Raw genomic sequence first — 15781 nt, forward strand, 5'->3', positions numbered from 1 at the left:
CTCGCTCAAACGAAGGAAGTCGCCCGCCATATACGCACAAACATTGTGCAATAGGTCCCGTATGCGTATCTAGCCACGCCTATCGGCATTTTTGTTCATTTCCTAAGACGGGATAGCTATGTCCAGCCTTCAGTCGTCCGCCCTCGCCCGCGTCAAGCCCTCGGCCACTCTGGCCGTGACAGCCCGTGCGCGCGAGCTTAAACGCGAGGGCCGCGATGTCATCGGCCTTGGTGCAGGCGAGCCCGACTTCGATACCCCCGAGAACATTAAGCAAGCTGCTATCGACGCCATTTCGCGCGGTGAAACCAAATACACCGACGCCGACGGCATGCCGGAGCTTAAGGCCGCCATCTCGGCCAAGTTCGCACGTGAAAACGGCCTGAAATACGAAACCAACCAGATCCACGTCGCTCCAGGCGGCAAGCCGGTCATTTATAACGCCTTCCTCGCCACCCTGAATCCGGGTGATGAAGTGATCGTTCCAGCCCCTTACTGGGTGTCGTATCCCGACATGGTTTTGCTGGCAGGCGGGGAGCCAGTCATGGTTGTGGGCGAGGAAGCTGACGGCTTCAAGCTTCGCCCCGAAGTGCTGGAAGCAGCCATTACGCCGAAAACCCGTTGGATAATCCTCAACAGCCCATCGAACCCTACCGGTGCCGCCTATACGGCTGCCGAACTGGAAGCGCTGGCCGCTGTCCTTCGCAAGCACCCACACGTCTGGGTGCTGACCGACGATATGTATGAGCACCTCGTCTATGACGGCTTCGAGTACACTACCATCGCACAGGTTGCGCCGGACCTTTACGACCGCACCCTGACCGTCAACGGTGTTTCGAAAGCCTATGCCATGACCGGCTGGCGTATCGGTTACGCCGGTGGCCCCAAGCCGCTGATCGACCTGATGCGTAAAGTCGCCAGCCAGACGACCTCGAACCCGACCTCGGTATCGCAATGGGCGGCTGTCGAAGCCCTGAACGGCACGCAGGAGTTCCTCGCCCCGCGCGCCGCTGCTTTCAAGCAGCGCCGTGATCTGGTGGTGAAGATGCTGAACGAGGCCGAAGGCATCACCTGCGCCACGCCGGAAGGTGCCTTCTATGTCTATCCGTCCTGCAAGGGCCTGATCGGCAAGACGGCTCCATCGGGCGTCGTTATCGATAGCGACGAGACCTTCACCACCGAACTGCTGAATGCCGAGGGCGTGGCTGTGGTTCAGGGCGCGGCCTTTGGTCTGTCACCCTATTTCCGCATCTCCTATGCCACGTCGGATGCCGTGCTGGCTGATGCCTGCACCCGCATCCAGAAGTTCTGCGCTTCGCTGAAATAATCCGAACCCGGACGAGGATCAGGGCGCTGGCGGTTTTCGCCAGCGCCCTTTTCTTTGTTCGCTTAGGAAGCGATCAGCAAAAAGGGCACTGACTTCAAATCACCAGTGCCCTCTTGAAATCTCTGATGCCTTTAAGCGCCGCGGCTGACTGCATAGTCGGCGACAGCTTCTAGCGCCTTGCGCCATTCGCTGTCTGGCAAGATGGCCAAAGCCGCCTTCGCCTGATCCGCATATTCATAGGCGCGATCCAGAGTGCCTGTGATCGCACCGGTCTCACGCATGATTTTCAGGGCGTGTTCGAAATCGCCATCCTTGCGATCACCGCGGTGGATAGTGCGCTCCCAGAATGCATCTTCCGAGCCCTTGCTACGCTCGATGGCCAGCAACAACGGTAGCGTCACTTTGCCTTCGGCAAAGTCATCACCGGTATTCTTGCCCAAAGCCTCGGAGGTCGCATCATAATCCAAAGCATCGTCTGACAACTGGAAGGCAATGCCCAGTGCCATGCCGTATTCGCGCAAGGCCGCGACCTTCTCGGCCGACACACCTGCACCCAGTGCGCCCGTCTCACAGGCCGCTGCGAACAGCTCTGCCGTCTTGGCACGAATGATCTGCAGATAGGTGTTTTCGTCCAGATTCACGTCGTGCGAACGGGTCAGTTGCAGCACTTCGCCCTCGGCAATCACAGACGACGCCGTGGCCAAAACACCCAGCGCCTTGATGGAATCAGTTTCCACCATCAGCTCGAACGCTCGCGCAAACAGGAAATCACCGACCAGAACCGAAGACGCTGCGCCCCATATCAGGTGCGCCGCCACCTTGCCGCGACGCATCTCGGACGAATCCACGATGTCGTCGTGCAGCAGGGTTGCCGTGTGAATGAACTCGACCGAAGCGGCCAGCTTGCGGGCAGCGACGATATCGCCCTCCCCGCCACAGGCACGCGCCGACGCCACAGTCAAAAGCGGACGCAAACGCTTGCCACCAGCGGAAATCAGGTGTTCCGCCAATGCCGGAATAACCGGAACATCAGACTGCATACGCTCGATGATCAAGGCATCAACAGCGGCCATATCCGGCTTGGCCAGAGTGACTAGAGCATTCACATCGCCCATAGGGCGCGGTGCGACGGCGAGAGCTGCGTCCACGAAAATCTCTTTCGAAGTCAGAGGCAAATGGGGGAATTGCCTAAAATCCACACGCCTCGACTTGCCCCGAAGCGATGGCGCGCACAATGGTAGCGGCACCATGACGGGTCAAGCCGAACCAATGCCAGAAACTACCCTTGCCTCCACTGAAACGCACGTTTTGGGTGGACGTGTGCCTTTGCGCCAACCTGCACGCGGTTATCGCGCAGGTATGGACGCCGCCCTTCTGGCCGCCTGTGTCCAGCCGCGTAACGGTGAAAGCCTGATTGAAGCGGGTTGCGGCGCGGGGGCCGTGCTGCTGCAGTTGGCGGCCCGTCATCCGTCACTGGTGCTGACAGGCGTCGAGCGCGACCCTTTCGCCTATGAGCTGGCCAAGCACAATGTCATGACCAATGGCGCGGGTGATCGCGCCACCATTATCAATGGCGATATCGGCGAAGGCTTCAAGTCGCTGAAACTGCCCCTGCATGACTGGGCCATTTCCAACCCGCCCTATTTCGACGACCCCGGTGCGATGCGCGCCCCTATGGCCGAAAAGCGCGGGGCATGGATGGCCGATCACGGCCTGAAAGCGTGGGTGCAGTTCCTCAACAAATCGGTACGCGAGGGCGGCCGCATGGTGATGATCCACCGCGCCGACCGTCTGGCCGATATTCTGGGGTTGATGGCTCCCAAGGCTGGATCGTTTGCCATCCGGCCCATCCATTCCTTTGCCGACGAACCGGCCAAGCGCGTGCTGGTTCAGGCCATCAAGACCGGCAAGGCTCCACTGCGCCTCTTGCCGCCGCTGATCCTGCACAACCGCACCGGCCCCAAACACACAGCACAGGCCGAAGCCATCCTGCGCGGCGAAGCCAATCTGTACTTCGAGTGAACATTTCCAGACGTCAGGCCTTAACTTCGCACGAACAGGAGCCTGCCATGTGGCGCACAATATTAAGACCGTTCGGCGTGGTTTCCTCGCTGGGCATCCTGCTGGGGGCGATCTGTTTCTTTACGGCGCTCAGCCCCAGTCTGGTGCCGCGCAGCGGTCTGTTACAGGGCGTATTGGCAGGCTGCTGTTTTGCAGCAGGTTACGGGATCGGCGCCCTGATCGCCTCGCTATGGAAATGGCTGGAACTGCCCGTTCCGCGTGCAGACATTCACAGAGGCATCTATTTCGGCGCTTTGGCCATCGGTGCCATCCTGATCATTGCTGCCCTGATCCTTGCAGCGGGATGGCAGAACGACGTGCATCGCGCCATGGGCTTGCCACCCGTCGAAAGCGTTCGACCCTTTACGATTTCCAGTGTTGCCCTTGTGGTGGCCGCCATCTTGCTGGCCATCGGACGCCTGTTCCGCCGTGCCGCCCGCACAGTATCGTCACGCCTTGCGGGACATTTGCCCCAGAAAATCGCCATCCTTGCCGGTGTTCTGGCCGCGCTCGCCCTGTTCAACTTTATCGGCAGCGAGGTCATTCTCGGACAGAGCTTCAAGCTGTTCGACAAAACCTATGCCCGTGTGGATGCGACCATATCCGATGACACCATCGCCCCTGCCGATCCCTTGAAGACCGGCAGTTCGGCATCGCTTCTGGACTGGAACACACTCGGGGCCGAGGGACGCAAATTCATTCTGGCCACGCCCGACGCAGAACAGATCAGCGCCATCACCAACCGCCCTGCCCTAGAGCCGCTGCGTGTCTATGTCGGCATGGGCTCGGCCGAGGATGCCGACACCCGCGCACAGCTTGCTCTCAATGAAGCCATCCGCATTGGCGCGTTCGAGCGCAAGGTGCTGGTTCTGGCCACCCCGACCGGCACAGGCTGGATGGACCCGTCGGCGCATTTCCCGCTGGAAACCCTGCTGGACGGCGATGTCGCCACCATCGGGGTGCAATATTCCTATCTGCCGAGCTGGCTGTCGCTGCTGGCCGTGCCGGAATATGGATCGGAAAGCGCACGGGCCGTGTTTCTGGCCCTCCACGACTATTGGGAAGCTCTCCCCGCCGACAGCCGCCCGCAACTTTATCTGTTCGGGCTCAGCCTCGGTGCCATGAATACCGACCTGTCCTATGATTATTACGACATCGTCGATGCCCCGCCCAATGGCGTGTTCATGGCCGGACCGCCCTTTACCAGCCGCTCATGGAACCAGATCACCCATGACCGCGATGCAGGATCTCCCGCATGGCTCCCCACATTCCGTGACGGCAAGGTCGTACGCTTTATGAACCAGAAGGGCGTTCCAGACCACGGCACGGCATGGGCCGATACCCGTATCCTTTATCTGCAATATGCATCCGACGGGATCGTGTTCTTTTCCCCGTCGCTGATCTGGCAGCGTCCGCAATGGCTGGACCAACCCCACGGTCCCGATGTCAGCCCCAAGCTGCGCTGGTTCCCTGTTGTGACCTTCCTGCAGGTCGGCTTTGATCTGCTCACCGCCACCTCCACACCGCGTGGTCACGGCCATGTCTATGACGGCGGCGACTATATGGAAGGCTGGAACGCCATCTTGAAAACCGAGCGTCCGCCTGAAGAACGCCAGCGTCTTCGCGAAGCTATGAAAGCACAGGACCTTTAAACGCCCCTAGCCCGCGCCGATCCCCAAGCGTATGGAAACGCCCATGTCTCTACGCACCCTCTTCCCGACCCAGATCTACGAAACCTCCGTGGCCGCCGACAAAGGCTGGGCCGAGCTCCACGAGGAGATTCTGGATCTGTGTCTGGTCATGGGCGAGGAAGACGAGGCGGGCATCAAGTGGTGCGCGGACAACCATTATCCGGGCTATACATCGTATGGCTCGATCAATGATCTGCCTGTCCGCTTCCCAGAGTTTTCCGAGCTGAAGCGCATCCTCGACAAGCATGCAAATATCTATGCCAAGGCGCTGAACTTCGATCTGGCCCGCAAACCCAAGCTGGACAATCTGTGGGTGAATATCCTGATGCCCGGCGGTGGCCACACAGGCCATATCCACCCGCATTCGATCATTTCAGGCACCATCTACATCCACATCCCCGACGGCGCATCATCCCTCAAGATGGAAGACCCGCGTCTGGTGATGATGATGAACCGCCCCGGCGTGACCGATAATGCCACCGAGGCCGAGCGCCCGTTCGTCTATCTGAAACCACAGGCAGGAACGATCCTGATGTGGGAAAGCTGGCTGCGCCACGAAGTACCCGCCAACCGCGCCAGTGAACAGCGCATCTCGATCAGCTTCAACTACAGCTAATTACAGCTTCGCCATTCGTGCGCCCCATTCCTCCGCAAACCTGCATTACGGGAAAATTTGGATGGGGGAGTTCATGAAATTTCAGGTCATAGCGCTGATGACGCTTGCGATATCGGCAGCCGGTTGCAATCGGGCCGCCGATGCCCAAACCGCCAGCAGCAGCTCCTCTGACGGCGCGCCCTATGTGCTGACAGGCACGCAGGTCTGGTCCGTGCCCGATCCAGTTTCAAACCGTGAATACGACATCTTTGTCAGCCTGCCCGCCAGCTATGACAGCCAGCCGAACCGTCGCTATCCGGTGCTATATGTGACCGATGCGGACTATGCCTTTCCCATCATCCGCCAGATTGCAAGGCGGGTAAATCTGGAAGGACCGGTCGTCGAGGAATTCATCCTGATCGGCCTGTCCTATGCCAAGGGCGACCACGGCGCGACCAGCCGCCGACGCGACTACACCCCCACACCAAACGGTCCCAGCAACTCCAGCAATGATATCCATGGTGGCGGCGCGGCCTATCAGACCTATCTGAAGGAACAGGCTCTGCCCTATGTGGACGCCAAGTTCCGCACCGATCCGTCACAGCGCATCCTGCTGGGCCACTCCTATGGCGCTTTGCTTGGCGCACAGATCATGTTTACCGATCCGGCCATGTTCAGCCGCTATGTGCTGGGCAGTCCGTCCTTCTGGTACGACAAACGCCACATCATGACGATGGAAGCGGCCTATGCCCGCAACCATACCGACCTGCCCGCCGAGGTCTTTATGTATGTGGGTGGTTTCGAAGCCCCCGGCCCGACGCCCCGTCACATGAAGGACGGAGACATGGTTCGGGACATGCAGGTCATGGAACAGGTTCTGAAATCGCGCGCCTATCCGAACCTGAGAGTTCAATCGACAGTGCTGGACAACGAAGATCACCTGACGGTCGCCCCTGTCGGCTTTACACGCGCCCTGCTGGCGGTTTTACCCGCCAAATAGGTTTGGAGACATCACACAACCCTACGACCTATGGGGATTTATCCGCTCATTAGCGCTCTGTGATTTGCCCTTTGGCATCCCAATCGCTACATCCCCTGCCAACACTCCCATTTCTTCTGAATCAAGGGCGCGACGCACCAGTATGGCGCAGCAATATATTTTCCAGATGCAGGGTCTGACCAAGACCTTCCCTGGCGGCAAAAAGATCTTCGAAAACATCTGGCTAAGCTTCTATAACGACGCCAAGATCGGTGTTGTTGGTGTCAACGGCTCGGGTAAATCTACCCTGCTGAAGATCATGGCTGGCCTCGACACCGAGTTCCAGGGCGAAGCCCGCGCGGCTGATGGCATCAAGCGCGGCTATCTGGAACAAGAGCCCAAGCTGGACGACAACCTGAACGTTCGCGAAAACGTTGAAGCATGGTGCGAAGAAAAGCAGTGGGTCAACCGCTTCAACGAAGTCGCGGGTGAACTGGGCGAAAACTATACCGACGAACTCATGGAAGAGATGACCTCTCTCCAAGAGAAGATCGACGCCGCCGACGTCTGGGACATCGACAGCCGTATCGATCAGGCCATGGGCGCTCTGCGTTGTCCGCCGGACGACTGGTCCGTGACCAACCTGTCGGGCGGTGAAAAGCGTCGCGTGGCTCTGGCCCGCCTGCTGCTGTCGAAGCCAGACATGCTGCTGATGGACGAACCGACCAACCACCTGGACGCCGAATCCGTCGCATGGCTGCAGCACCACCTGGAGAACTTCCCGGGCTGCGTTATCCTCGTGACCCACGACCGTTACTTCCTCGACCAAGTGACCAAGTGGACGCTGGAACTGGACCGCGGTAAAGGCCACCCGCACGAGGGCAACTACTCCTCGTGGCTGGAAGCCAAGCAGAAGCGCGTCGTTCAGGAACAATCTGAATCCGAAGCTCGCCAACGCGCCCTTACCCGCGAACTGGAATGGGTCCGCTCGGGTGCCAAGGCCCGTCAGGCCAAGTCGAAAGCCCGTCTGGCGGCCTATGAGCGCATGGTGGAGGAACAAGAGGCCTCGCGTGGCGCTCAGACCTTCGCCCACATCCAGATCCCGCCTGGCCCGCGCCTCGGCAACGTGGTTCTGGAAGTTGAAGGCCTGAAGAAGTCGTACGGCGACAAGGTCCTGTTCGACAACCTGACCTTCAAGCTGCCGCCGAACGGTATCGTTGGCGTTATCGGCCCGAACGGTGCCGGTAAGTCGACCATGTTCAAGCTGATCACCGGTCAGGAACAGCCGGATGGCGGCACGATCAAGGTCGGTGAAACCGTCAAGCTGGCCTATGTTGACCAGTCGCGTGATGACCTGAAGCCGGACGACACCATCTGGCAGGCCATCTCGGGCGGCACCGACGTCATGATGGTCGGCAAGCGCGAGATCAACACCCGCGCCTATGTCGGCTCGTTCAACTTCAAGGGCGGCGACCAACAGAAGAAGGTCGGCCAACTGTCCGGCGGTGAGCGCAACCGCGTCCACCTTGCCAAGACACTGGCCACCGGTGGCAACCTAATCCTGCTCGACGAACCGACCAACGACCTGGATATCGAAACCTTGCAGAACCTCGAAGAGGCTCTGGAAGAGTTCGCCGGCTGCGCCGTGGTCATCTCCCACGACCGCTGGTTCCTTGACCGTCTGGCCACCCATATCCTCGCCTTCGAAGGCGACGGCCACGTGGAATGGTTCGAAGGTAACTTCGAAGCCTACGAACAGGACAAGATGCGTCGCCTTGGTGCAGACAGCATCATTCCGAAGCGTATCCAGCACCAGAAGTTCGGTCGCTAAGACTTTTTGATGCCAAAGATCAGCGGCCCCGTCTTTCATGGCGGGGCCGTTTTTCTTTGCCTGACGCTATGACTGGTCATTTGGCATAACAGGGGTAATCTGGACTTATGACCCAGAGACCTGCCCTGCTCATCACCCCGCGGCACCTTGGTCCGCTCAGCGCTTTCCTCGAAAGCAGTTATGACGTCTATCGGCTATGGGAAGGCCCACCGACTGAGGCCGCACCCGATATCCGTGTAGTGATTACGGCCGGTGAATATCCACTAGGCCGCGAGTTACTTGAAAAACTGCCTAATCTGTCCTTGGTGGCGTGCTTTACGGCAGGATTTGAAGGCATCGATCTGGACTGGTGCCGCGCTAACAATATCCCCGTCACCCATGCCCCGAACGTAAATCACGAGGATGTCGCTGACCACGCCATGGGCCTGATAATCGGTTCGCGTCGTAATATCGTCAGCGGCGACCGATTAATGCGTAAAGGTGAATGGACGCCTGAATTGCGACTTCTGACACCCTCCCTGCGCCATCAGAAACTGGGCATTGTCGGATTGGGTGCCATTGGTCAGGCTATTGCCCGCCGCGCCGATGCCTTTGGTATGGAGGTGTCGTGGTGGGGTCCAAATGCCAAGGATGTGAAATGGCCCCGTGCCGAAAGCCTTCTGGAACTGGCCAATCGCTCGGATATTCTGGTGGTGGCCAGTCGCGCCGATGACAATAACCGCCATATGATCAATGCCGATGTAATGAAGGCCATTGGTCCACACGGACTTTTGGTCAATGTTTCGCGCGGGCAACTGATCGACGAGACGGCCCTGATAGCCTCACTCACTAATGGCAGTTTGGGAGCAGCAGCACTGGACGTGTTCGAGGTCGAGCCTACACCCTCCGAACAATGGGCAGATGTGCCGAATCTGGTCCTCACCCCGCATACGGGAGGAGCCACCAGCGAAGCCGTTCAGGGTATGCTGATGCTACTGATCCAGAATTTATCTGCGCACTTTGCGGGCGAGGCCCTGATCACGCCTGTCTAGGTGGAATTTACCCACCTCAAGACGTAAGCCTTTGTAGTCCAGCACGAAGATTGCGCCACTTTGGCTGTGATTGCGCATAATCACGCGCACACACTCACCTTTTAGCTTGCATAATCATATAAACATATCTTTATATGAGCTATGAACCTGACTGCTGATCAGACCGTAGAGATTCTCCGCGCCGCAGGCGAACCGACGCGCTTGCGTATCCTTTCCCTGCTGGCCGCCGAAGAGCTGTCGGTCATGGAGTTGTCGCGCGTATTGGACCAGAGCCAGCCGCGTGTCTCGCGCCATCTTAAGCTGATGGCCGATGCCGGTTTGATCGAGCGTTTTCCCGACGGTGCGCGGGTCTATTACCGCCTGTCGCACGATGCACAAGCCCGCCGCCTGACCGATACGGTTCTGGATATTCTGGCCGACGATGAGGGCGAAGCCGACCATCGCCGCCTCGAAGAAGTCCGCAGCGAGCGTGCCGCCGATGCCGCCCGCTATTTCGAGCAGGTCGCGCCCCAGTGGGACCAAATGCGATCGCTCTATGTCTGTGAAACCGACGTCGAAAAAGCCGTCGAACAGGCCGCAGGTTCCGGCCCGTTCAACCGCGTTGTCGACCTTGGCACCGGCTCGGGCCGAATGCTTACCCTGCTGGGCAAAAAGGCCAAGATGTCGGTCGGTCTGGACCTCAGTCAGAACATGCTGAACATCGCCCGCGCCAATGTCACCAAGGCGGGTCTAGACAAGGTCGAACTGCGTCACGGCGACATTTTTTCGACGCGCCTGCCTGCCGAAAGCGCCGATCTGGTGATCGTGCATCAGGTTCTGCACTATCTGAACGACCCCGTTGCCGCAGTGTCCGAGGCCGCTCGTCTGGTAGCCCCCGGCGGTCGTCTGTTGATCGTTGATTTTGCACCGCATAATTTCGAACAGCTGCGCGAAGAACACCAACACCGCCGTCTGGGATTTGCCGATGAGGAAATCGCAGGCTGGCTGGAACAGAGCGGGTTGCAAGCCGCCGCCCCTATCATTCTTCCTCCCGACCGCGAGGGCCTGACTGTCCATATCTGGACCGGCAACCGCGCCGCTGAAACCGTCCGAAAGAGCGCCTGACATGGCACCGTCCTCCCTCGCCGAAGCCCGCGCCCTGTTGCTGTCCCCGCTAGGCCCTGTGGCCCGTGCCGGTTCGAACCAGCGTCCGGTGAATGTCTCGTTCGAATTCTTTCCGCCCAAAACCGACGAAGCCGAGGCCAATCTGTGGAAGGCCATCCGTCGTCTTGAGCCGCTGAACCCTGCCTTTGTGTCTGTCACCTATGGTGCGGGCGGCTCCACGCGCGAGCGCACCCACCGCACGGTTCAGCGCATCATCACCGAAACCAGCCTGCGCCCTGCCGCCCACCTGACCTGTGTCGAGGCCAGCCGCGCCGAGGTGGACGAGGTGATCGAAGGCTATAAGTCCATTGGCGTAGACCACATTGTCGCACTGCGCGGTGATCCGCCCGGCAGTTCGGGCATCGGCGGGGCCTACACCCCGCGCGCTGACGGCTATGCCAATGCCACCGAACTGGCTCGCGCCATTCACAGCGTTGGTGGCTTTGATATTACGGTCGGTGCCTATCCTGAAAAGCACCCCGAAAGCCCGTCCATCCAGCACGATCTGGATGTTCTAAAGGCCAAACAGGATGCCGGTGCTACCCGCGCCGTGACCCAGTTCTTCTTTGACATGGATGCCTTCCTGCGTTTCCGCGATCAGGTTCGCGGGGCAGGCATCACCCTGAAACTGATCCCCGGCATCATGCCGGTGTCGAACTTTGCCGGTCTGCAGCGCATGACCTCGGCGTGCGGTACGGCCCTGCCAGACTGGCTGGCTGGTCATTTCGACGGACTGGATGACGACCACGAAACACGCAAGCTGCTCGCCGCCTCGGTGGCAGCGGAAACCTGCGCCCGCCTTCAAGAAGAAGGCTTTGAAGACTTCCACTTCTACACTCTGAACCGCGCCGATCTGGTCTATGCGATCTGCCGCGTTCTGGGCGTTCGCGAACATAAGGTAGCGTAGTATGGCCCTCACCCGCTCGGAGCGTATCGCGGCCCTGCACAAGGCCGCCAAGGAACGCATTCTGGTTCTGGACGGCAGCTGGGGCGTGATGATCCAGCGCGAAAACCTGACGGAAGAGGACTTCCGTGGTGAGCGCTTTGCCAATCACAACCACCCGCAAAAGGGTAATAACGACCTGCTGATCCTGACCCGCCCCGACATCGTGGCAGGTCTGCACGACGTCTATTATTCTGTTGGCGCGGATATTTCGGAAACCAACACCTTCTCGGCCACCACTATCGCCCAGGGCGATTATGGGCTGGAAGATGCGGTCTATGACCTGAACTATGAGGGCGCTCGCCTCGGCCGTGAGGTTGCCGACCGCTGGACCGAGAAAGAGCCGCACAAACCGCGCTTTGTCGCCGGTGCCATCGGCCCGACGAACCGCACATTGTCGCTCAGCCCCGACGTCAACGACCCCGGTTTCCGCGCCGTTTCATACGACGAGGTTTACGAGGCCTATAAGCAGCAGGCCAAGGCCCTGCATGATGGCGGCGTGGACCTGTTCCTGATCGAAACCGTCTTCGACACCCTGAACTGCAAGGCGGCCATCAAGGCCGTAAAAGACCTCGAGGACGAGGGCTACGAGCCCCTACCCATCTGGATTTCCGGCACCATCACCGACCGTTCGGGCCGCACCCTTAGCGGCCAGACCGCAGAGGCCTTCTGGAACTCGATCCGTCACGCCAAACCGTTCGCTGTCGGTTTCAACTGTGCGCTGGGGGCCGAACTGATGCGCCCGCACATTGCAGAGCTGTCGCGCGTCGCCGACACCCTCGTTTCGGCCTATCCGAACGCAGGCCTCCCCAATGCCATGGGCCAGTATGACGAACAGCCGCACGAGACCGGCCACTTCATCGAGGAATGGGCCAAGTCGGGTCTGGTCAATATCGTCGGCGGCTGCTGCGGCACCACGCCTGAGCACATTAAGCACATCGCCGATGAAGTGTCGGGCGTGACGCCGCGTGCGATCCCCGAACGTCCTGTCGCCCTTCGCCTGTCGGGTCTGGAACCGTTCGAACTCGTCGCCTGATGACCACTCTGCTTAGACTTCTGGCAGACGAATTGGCCGCGACGACGGACGAGCAGTTTGTCACATGGGAAAAGACAGGCACCGGTTTCACCTATGCCAAATACGGTCCCGCCTTCCATGCGTGGGAACGGGCGCTGGGAGCCATCGGCCTTGGCGGTCCGTCAGATGTGTACGACCGGCTGTTAAAGGGCGAAGTGGCCAACCCTTCGCTCGAAACCATTGCCACCGCCGACCAGGCCACCCTGCTCGGCTACGCCACCTATATTGTGAGATCGGAACGTTTCAGCGAAGGCCATATCGCCTCTTGCCACCGCAAGGGCTACCTCGCCGCCATCGTTCGCCGCCTCGCACAACTGGATAACACCTGATGCGTCCTGTCTTTATCAATGTCGGCGAGCGGACCAATGTCACTGGCTCGGCCAAGTTCCGCAAACTGGTGGTCGAGGGCGACTATACGGCAGCCCTTGATGTGGCCCGCCAGCAGGTCGAGGCCGGTGCCCAGATCATCGACGTCAACATGGACGAAGGCCTTCTGGATGGCCCGAAAGCCATGCGTACCTTCCTGAACCTGATCGCCGCCGAGCCCGATATCGCGCGCGTGCCGATCATGATCGACTCTTCCAAATGGGAGGTGATCGAAGAAGGCTTGAAGTGCGTTCAGGGCAAGCCGATCGTCAACTCCATCTCGATGAAGGAAGGTGAGGAAGCCTTCCGTCATCATGCCGTGCAATGTCTGCGTTACGGGGCCGCCGTCGTGGTCATGGCCTTTGACGAGCAGGGTCAGGCCGACACCGCCGCGCGCAAAATCGAAATCTGCACCCGCGCCTATAATATCCTCGTCAACGAGGTCGGCTTCCCGCCAGAAGACATCATCTTCGACCCCAATATCTTTGCCGTGGCAACAGGCATTGAAGAACACGACAACTATGCCGTGGACTTCATCGAGGCGGTCAAGGTCATTAAGGCCACTCTGCCCTATGCCCGTGTTTCGGGCGGCGTTTCGAACGTGTCGTTCTCGTTCCGTGGTAACGAGCCTGTGCGCCGCGCCATCCACTCAGTCTTTCTGTATCACGCCATCAATGCAGGCATGGACATGGGCATCGTCAATGCGGGCGACCTGCCCGTTTATGACGATATTGACGCCACCCTGCGTGAAGCCGTCGAGGATGTGATCCTCAACCGCCCGCAGCGCACCAATGTGTCCAATACCGAACGACTGGTGGACATGGCCCCGTCCTATAAGGGCGAAAAAGGTGCAGCCAAGGTCGTCGACCTGAAATGGCGCGACCAACCAGTGAACAAGCGTATCGAACACGCTCTGGTCAACGGGATCACCGAGTTCATCGTCGAAGACACCGAAGAAGCCCGCGCAAGCGTTGAACGGCCGCTGCACGTCATCGAGGGTCCGCTGATGGACGGGATGAACGTGGTTGGCGACCTGTTCGGTGCGGGTAAGATGTTCCTGCCGCAGGTGGTGAAATCCGCCCGGGTAATGAAACAAGCCGTCGCCTATCTGGAACCCTATATGGAGGCGGAAAAGGCCGGTCAGGAACGCTCTTCGGCGGGCCGCATCCTGATGGCGACCGTCAAGGGTGATGTGCACGATATAGGCAAGAACATCGTCGGCGTTGTGCTTCAGTGCAACAATTACGAGGTCGTAGACCTTGGCGTCATGGTGCCTGCCGACCGTATTCTGGACGAGGCCATCGCCCACAATTGCGACATTGTGGGCCTGTCCGGCCTGATTACGCCTTCGCTGGATGAAATGGTGTTTGTGGCCGCCGAAATGGAGCGTCGCGGCATGAATTTGCCGCTGCTTATCGGCGGAGCCACCACCAGCCGCACCCACACCGCCGTTAAGATCGAGCCAGCCTATCAGCGAGGTTCAACCACCTATGTGATTGATGCCTCGCGGGCTGTGGGTGTGGTGGCAGGCCTTTTGTCTCCGACCGACAAGACCGCCAACGAAGCCGCCACGCGCGAGGAATATGTCCGTATCCGCGAACAATACGCCCGAGGTCAGGTGGTTAAAGCCCGCGCGGCCCTGCCCGATGCCCGCGCCAACCGGTTCAAGGCTGAAGATCCGACACCGGCTCCCAAGCCATCTTTCATTGGCACCCGTACCTTTGAATGGGATTTACAAGATCTGGCCGACCACATCGACTGGACGCCCTTCTTTGCCAGTTGGGAACTGATCGGGCGCTTCCCCCAAATTCTGGAAGACGAGATCGTCGGCACCGCCGCCCAAGACCTCTATCGCGATGCCCGCGCCATGCTCGAAAAGATCGTTGCCGAGAAGTGGTACACCGCCAAGGGCGTCGCCGGTTTCTGGCCCGCCAATGCGCGTGGTGACGATATCGTCGTCTGGACCGACGAGACGCGCTCGGTCGAGGCCGCCCGTTTCCATGGCCTGCGCCAGCAGATCGCCAAGAACAACGGCAAGCCGAACCTGTGTATCTCGGACTTCGTCGCCGAGGACGGCGAGGACTATATCGGTGCGTTCGCCGTCACCGCGGGACATGGCGAACTGGCCAAGGCCAAAGAGTTCAAGGACGCAGGCGACGACTATTCGTCGATCATGGCCACCGCCCTGGCCGACCGTCTGGCCGAAGCCTTTGCCGAGCGCCTGCACAAGGAAGTCCGCACCACACTGTGGGGCTATGCGCCGGATGAACAGACTACGGTTCAGGACCTGATCGAGGAGAAATACCTTGGTATCCGCCCGGCCCCCGGCTATCCGGCCCAGCCGGACCACACGGAAAAGTCTACACTTTTCCGCCTGTTGGATGCCGAAGCGCAAGCAGGCATGGAGCTAACGGAAAGCTTTGCGATGAACCCGCCCGCATCGGTCAGCGGCCTCTATTTCGGCCACCCCGAAAGCCACTATTTCGGCGTCGGTAAAATCGACCGCGACCAGATCGAAAGCTATGCCGACCGCAAAGGCTGGGACATCGCCACGACCGAACGCTGGCTATCCCCCGTCCTCAACTACGATCCGCGTAAGATCGGCCAAGAACAACCTGCTTAAGCGTCAGACTTGCAGACCAAACATCAAAACCTCCGCATCCCTGATGCGGAGGTTTTTTGTTTGTCCCTCATCAACAGAAAAGGCGGTAGCCCAAGCTACCGCCTTCCCTTGTCGACTTA

General features: G+C 59.6%; 13 protein-coding genes. 12 read left to right on the top strand and 1 reads right to left on the bottom strand.

The genetic code is table 11. The features are described from left to right. The first annotated feature begins 118 nt into the window (after positions 1-118). A complete protein-coding gene (locus WEU32_RS09040) occupies positions 119-1324 on the top strand; it encodes a pyridoxal phosphate-dependent aminotransferase (RefSeq protein ID WP_406851661.1) in 1206 nt (401 codons plus the stop codon). A gap of 131 nt (positions 1325-1455) precedes the next feature. Here the strand turns inward: WEU32_RS09040 and WEU32_RS09045 are convergent, their stop codons facing one another. Further along, a complete protein-coding gene (locus WEU32_RS09045; protein WP_406853426.1) occupies positions 1456-2430 on the bottom strand; it encodes a polyprenyl synthetase family protein in 975 nt (324 codons plus the stop codon). Between the two features lie 142 nt (positions 2431-2572). Here WEU32_RS09045 and WEU32_RS09050 point away from each other — a divergent pair, with 142 nt between their 5' ends. From WEU32_RS09050 to metH, 11 genes are all read left to right on the top strand, one after another. After that, on the top strand, positions 2573-3346 hold the full coding sequence (locus WEU32_RS09050; protein WP_406851662.1) for a tRNA1(Val) (adenine(37)-N6)-methyltransferase: 774 nt from the start codon (positions 2573-2575) through the stop codon (positions 3344-3346). A gap of 47 nt (positions 3347-3393) precedes the next feature. Further along, on the top strand, positions 3394-5037 hold the full coding sequence (locus WEU32_RS09055; protein WP_406851663.1) for an alpha/beta hydrolase: 1644 nt from the start codon (positions 3394-3396) through the stop codon (positions 5035-5037). A 43-nt stretch (positions 5038-5080) separates the two neighbouring features. Beyond that, on the top strand, positions 5081-5692 hold the full coding sequence (locus WEU32_RS09060; RefSeq protein WP_406851664.1) for a TIGR02466 family protein: 612 nt from the start codon (positions 5081-5083) through the stop codon (positions 5690-5692). A gap of 73 nt (positions 5693-5765) precedes the next feature. Further along, complete coding sequence (locus WEU32_RS09065; RefSeq protein WP_406851665.1) at positions 5766-6671, top strand: alpha/beta hydrolase; 906 nt, start codon at positions 5766-5768, stop codon at positions 6669-6671. 142 nt (positions 6672-6813) lie between these two features. Continuing rightward, the gene (ettA, locus tag WEU32_RS09070; protein ID WP_312812732.1) at positions 6814-8481 is read left to right on the top strand and encodes an energy-dependent translational throttle protein EttA; all 1668 of its coding nucleotides are present in this window, start codon (positions 6814-6816) and stop codon (positions 8479-8481) included. A 107-nt stretch (positions 8482-8588) separates the two neighbouring features. Beyond that, a complete protein-coding gene (locus tag WEU32_RS09075) occupies positions 8589-9512 on the top strand; it encodes a 2-hydroxyacid dehydrogenase (protein WP_312136803.1) in 924 nt (307 codons plus the stop codon). Between the two features lie 141 nt (positions 9513-9653). Beyond that, on the top strand, positions 9654-10616 hold the full coding sequence (locus WEU32_RS09080) for a metalloregulator ArsR/SmtB family transcription factor (protein WP_312812730.1): 963 nt from the start codon (positions 9654-9656) through the stop codon (positions 10614-10616). 1 nt (position 10617) lies between these two features. After that, positions 10618-11562: a methylenetetrahydrofolate reductase [NAD(P)H] gene (gene metF, locus WEU32_RS09085; protein WP_312136799.1), complete on the top strand. Its 945-nt coding sequence runs from the start codon at positions 10618-10620 to the stop codon at positions 11560-11562. Position 11563: 1 nt separating this feature from the next. Then, on the top strand, positions 11564-12634 hold the full coding sequence (locus tag WEU32_RS09090; protein ID WP_406851666.1) for a homocysteine S-methyltransferase family protein: 1071 nt from the start codon (positions 11564-11566) through the stop codon (positions 12632-12634). Continuing rightward, complete coding sequence (locus WEU32_RS09095) at positions 12634-13002, top strand: DUF6508 domain-containing protein (protein WP_406851667.1); 369 nt, start codon at positions 12634-12636, stop codon at positions 13000-13002. Before WEU32_RS09090 ends, WEU32_RS09095 begins: the two co-directional genes overlap by 1 nt. Continuing rightward, positions 13002-15662, top strand: coding sequence for a methionine synthase (gene metH / locus WEU32_RS09100; protein ID WP_406851668.1), 2661 nt, complete (start codon positions 13002-13004; stop codon positions 15660-15662). Before WEU32_RS09095 ends, metH begins: the two co-directional genes overlap by 1 nt. The last annotated feature ends 119 nt before the right edge of the window (positions 15663-15781 follow it).

Origin of the sequence: Brevundimonas sp. BH3, from assembly GCF_045345115.1 — a bacterium.
In the GTDB taxonomy this organism is placed as follows: domain Bacteria; phylum Pseudomonadota; class Alphaproteobacteria; order Caulobacterales; family Caulobacteraceae; genus Brevundimonas.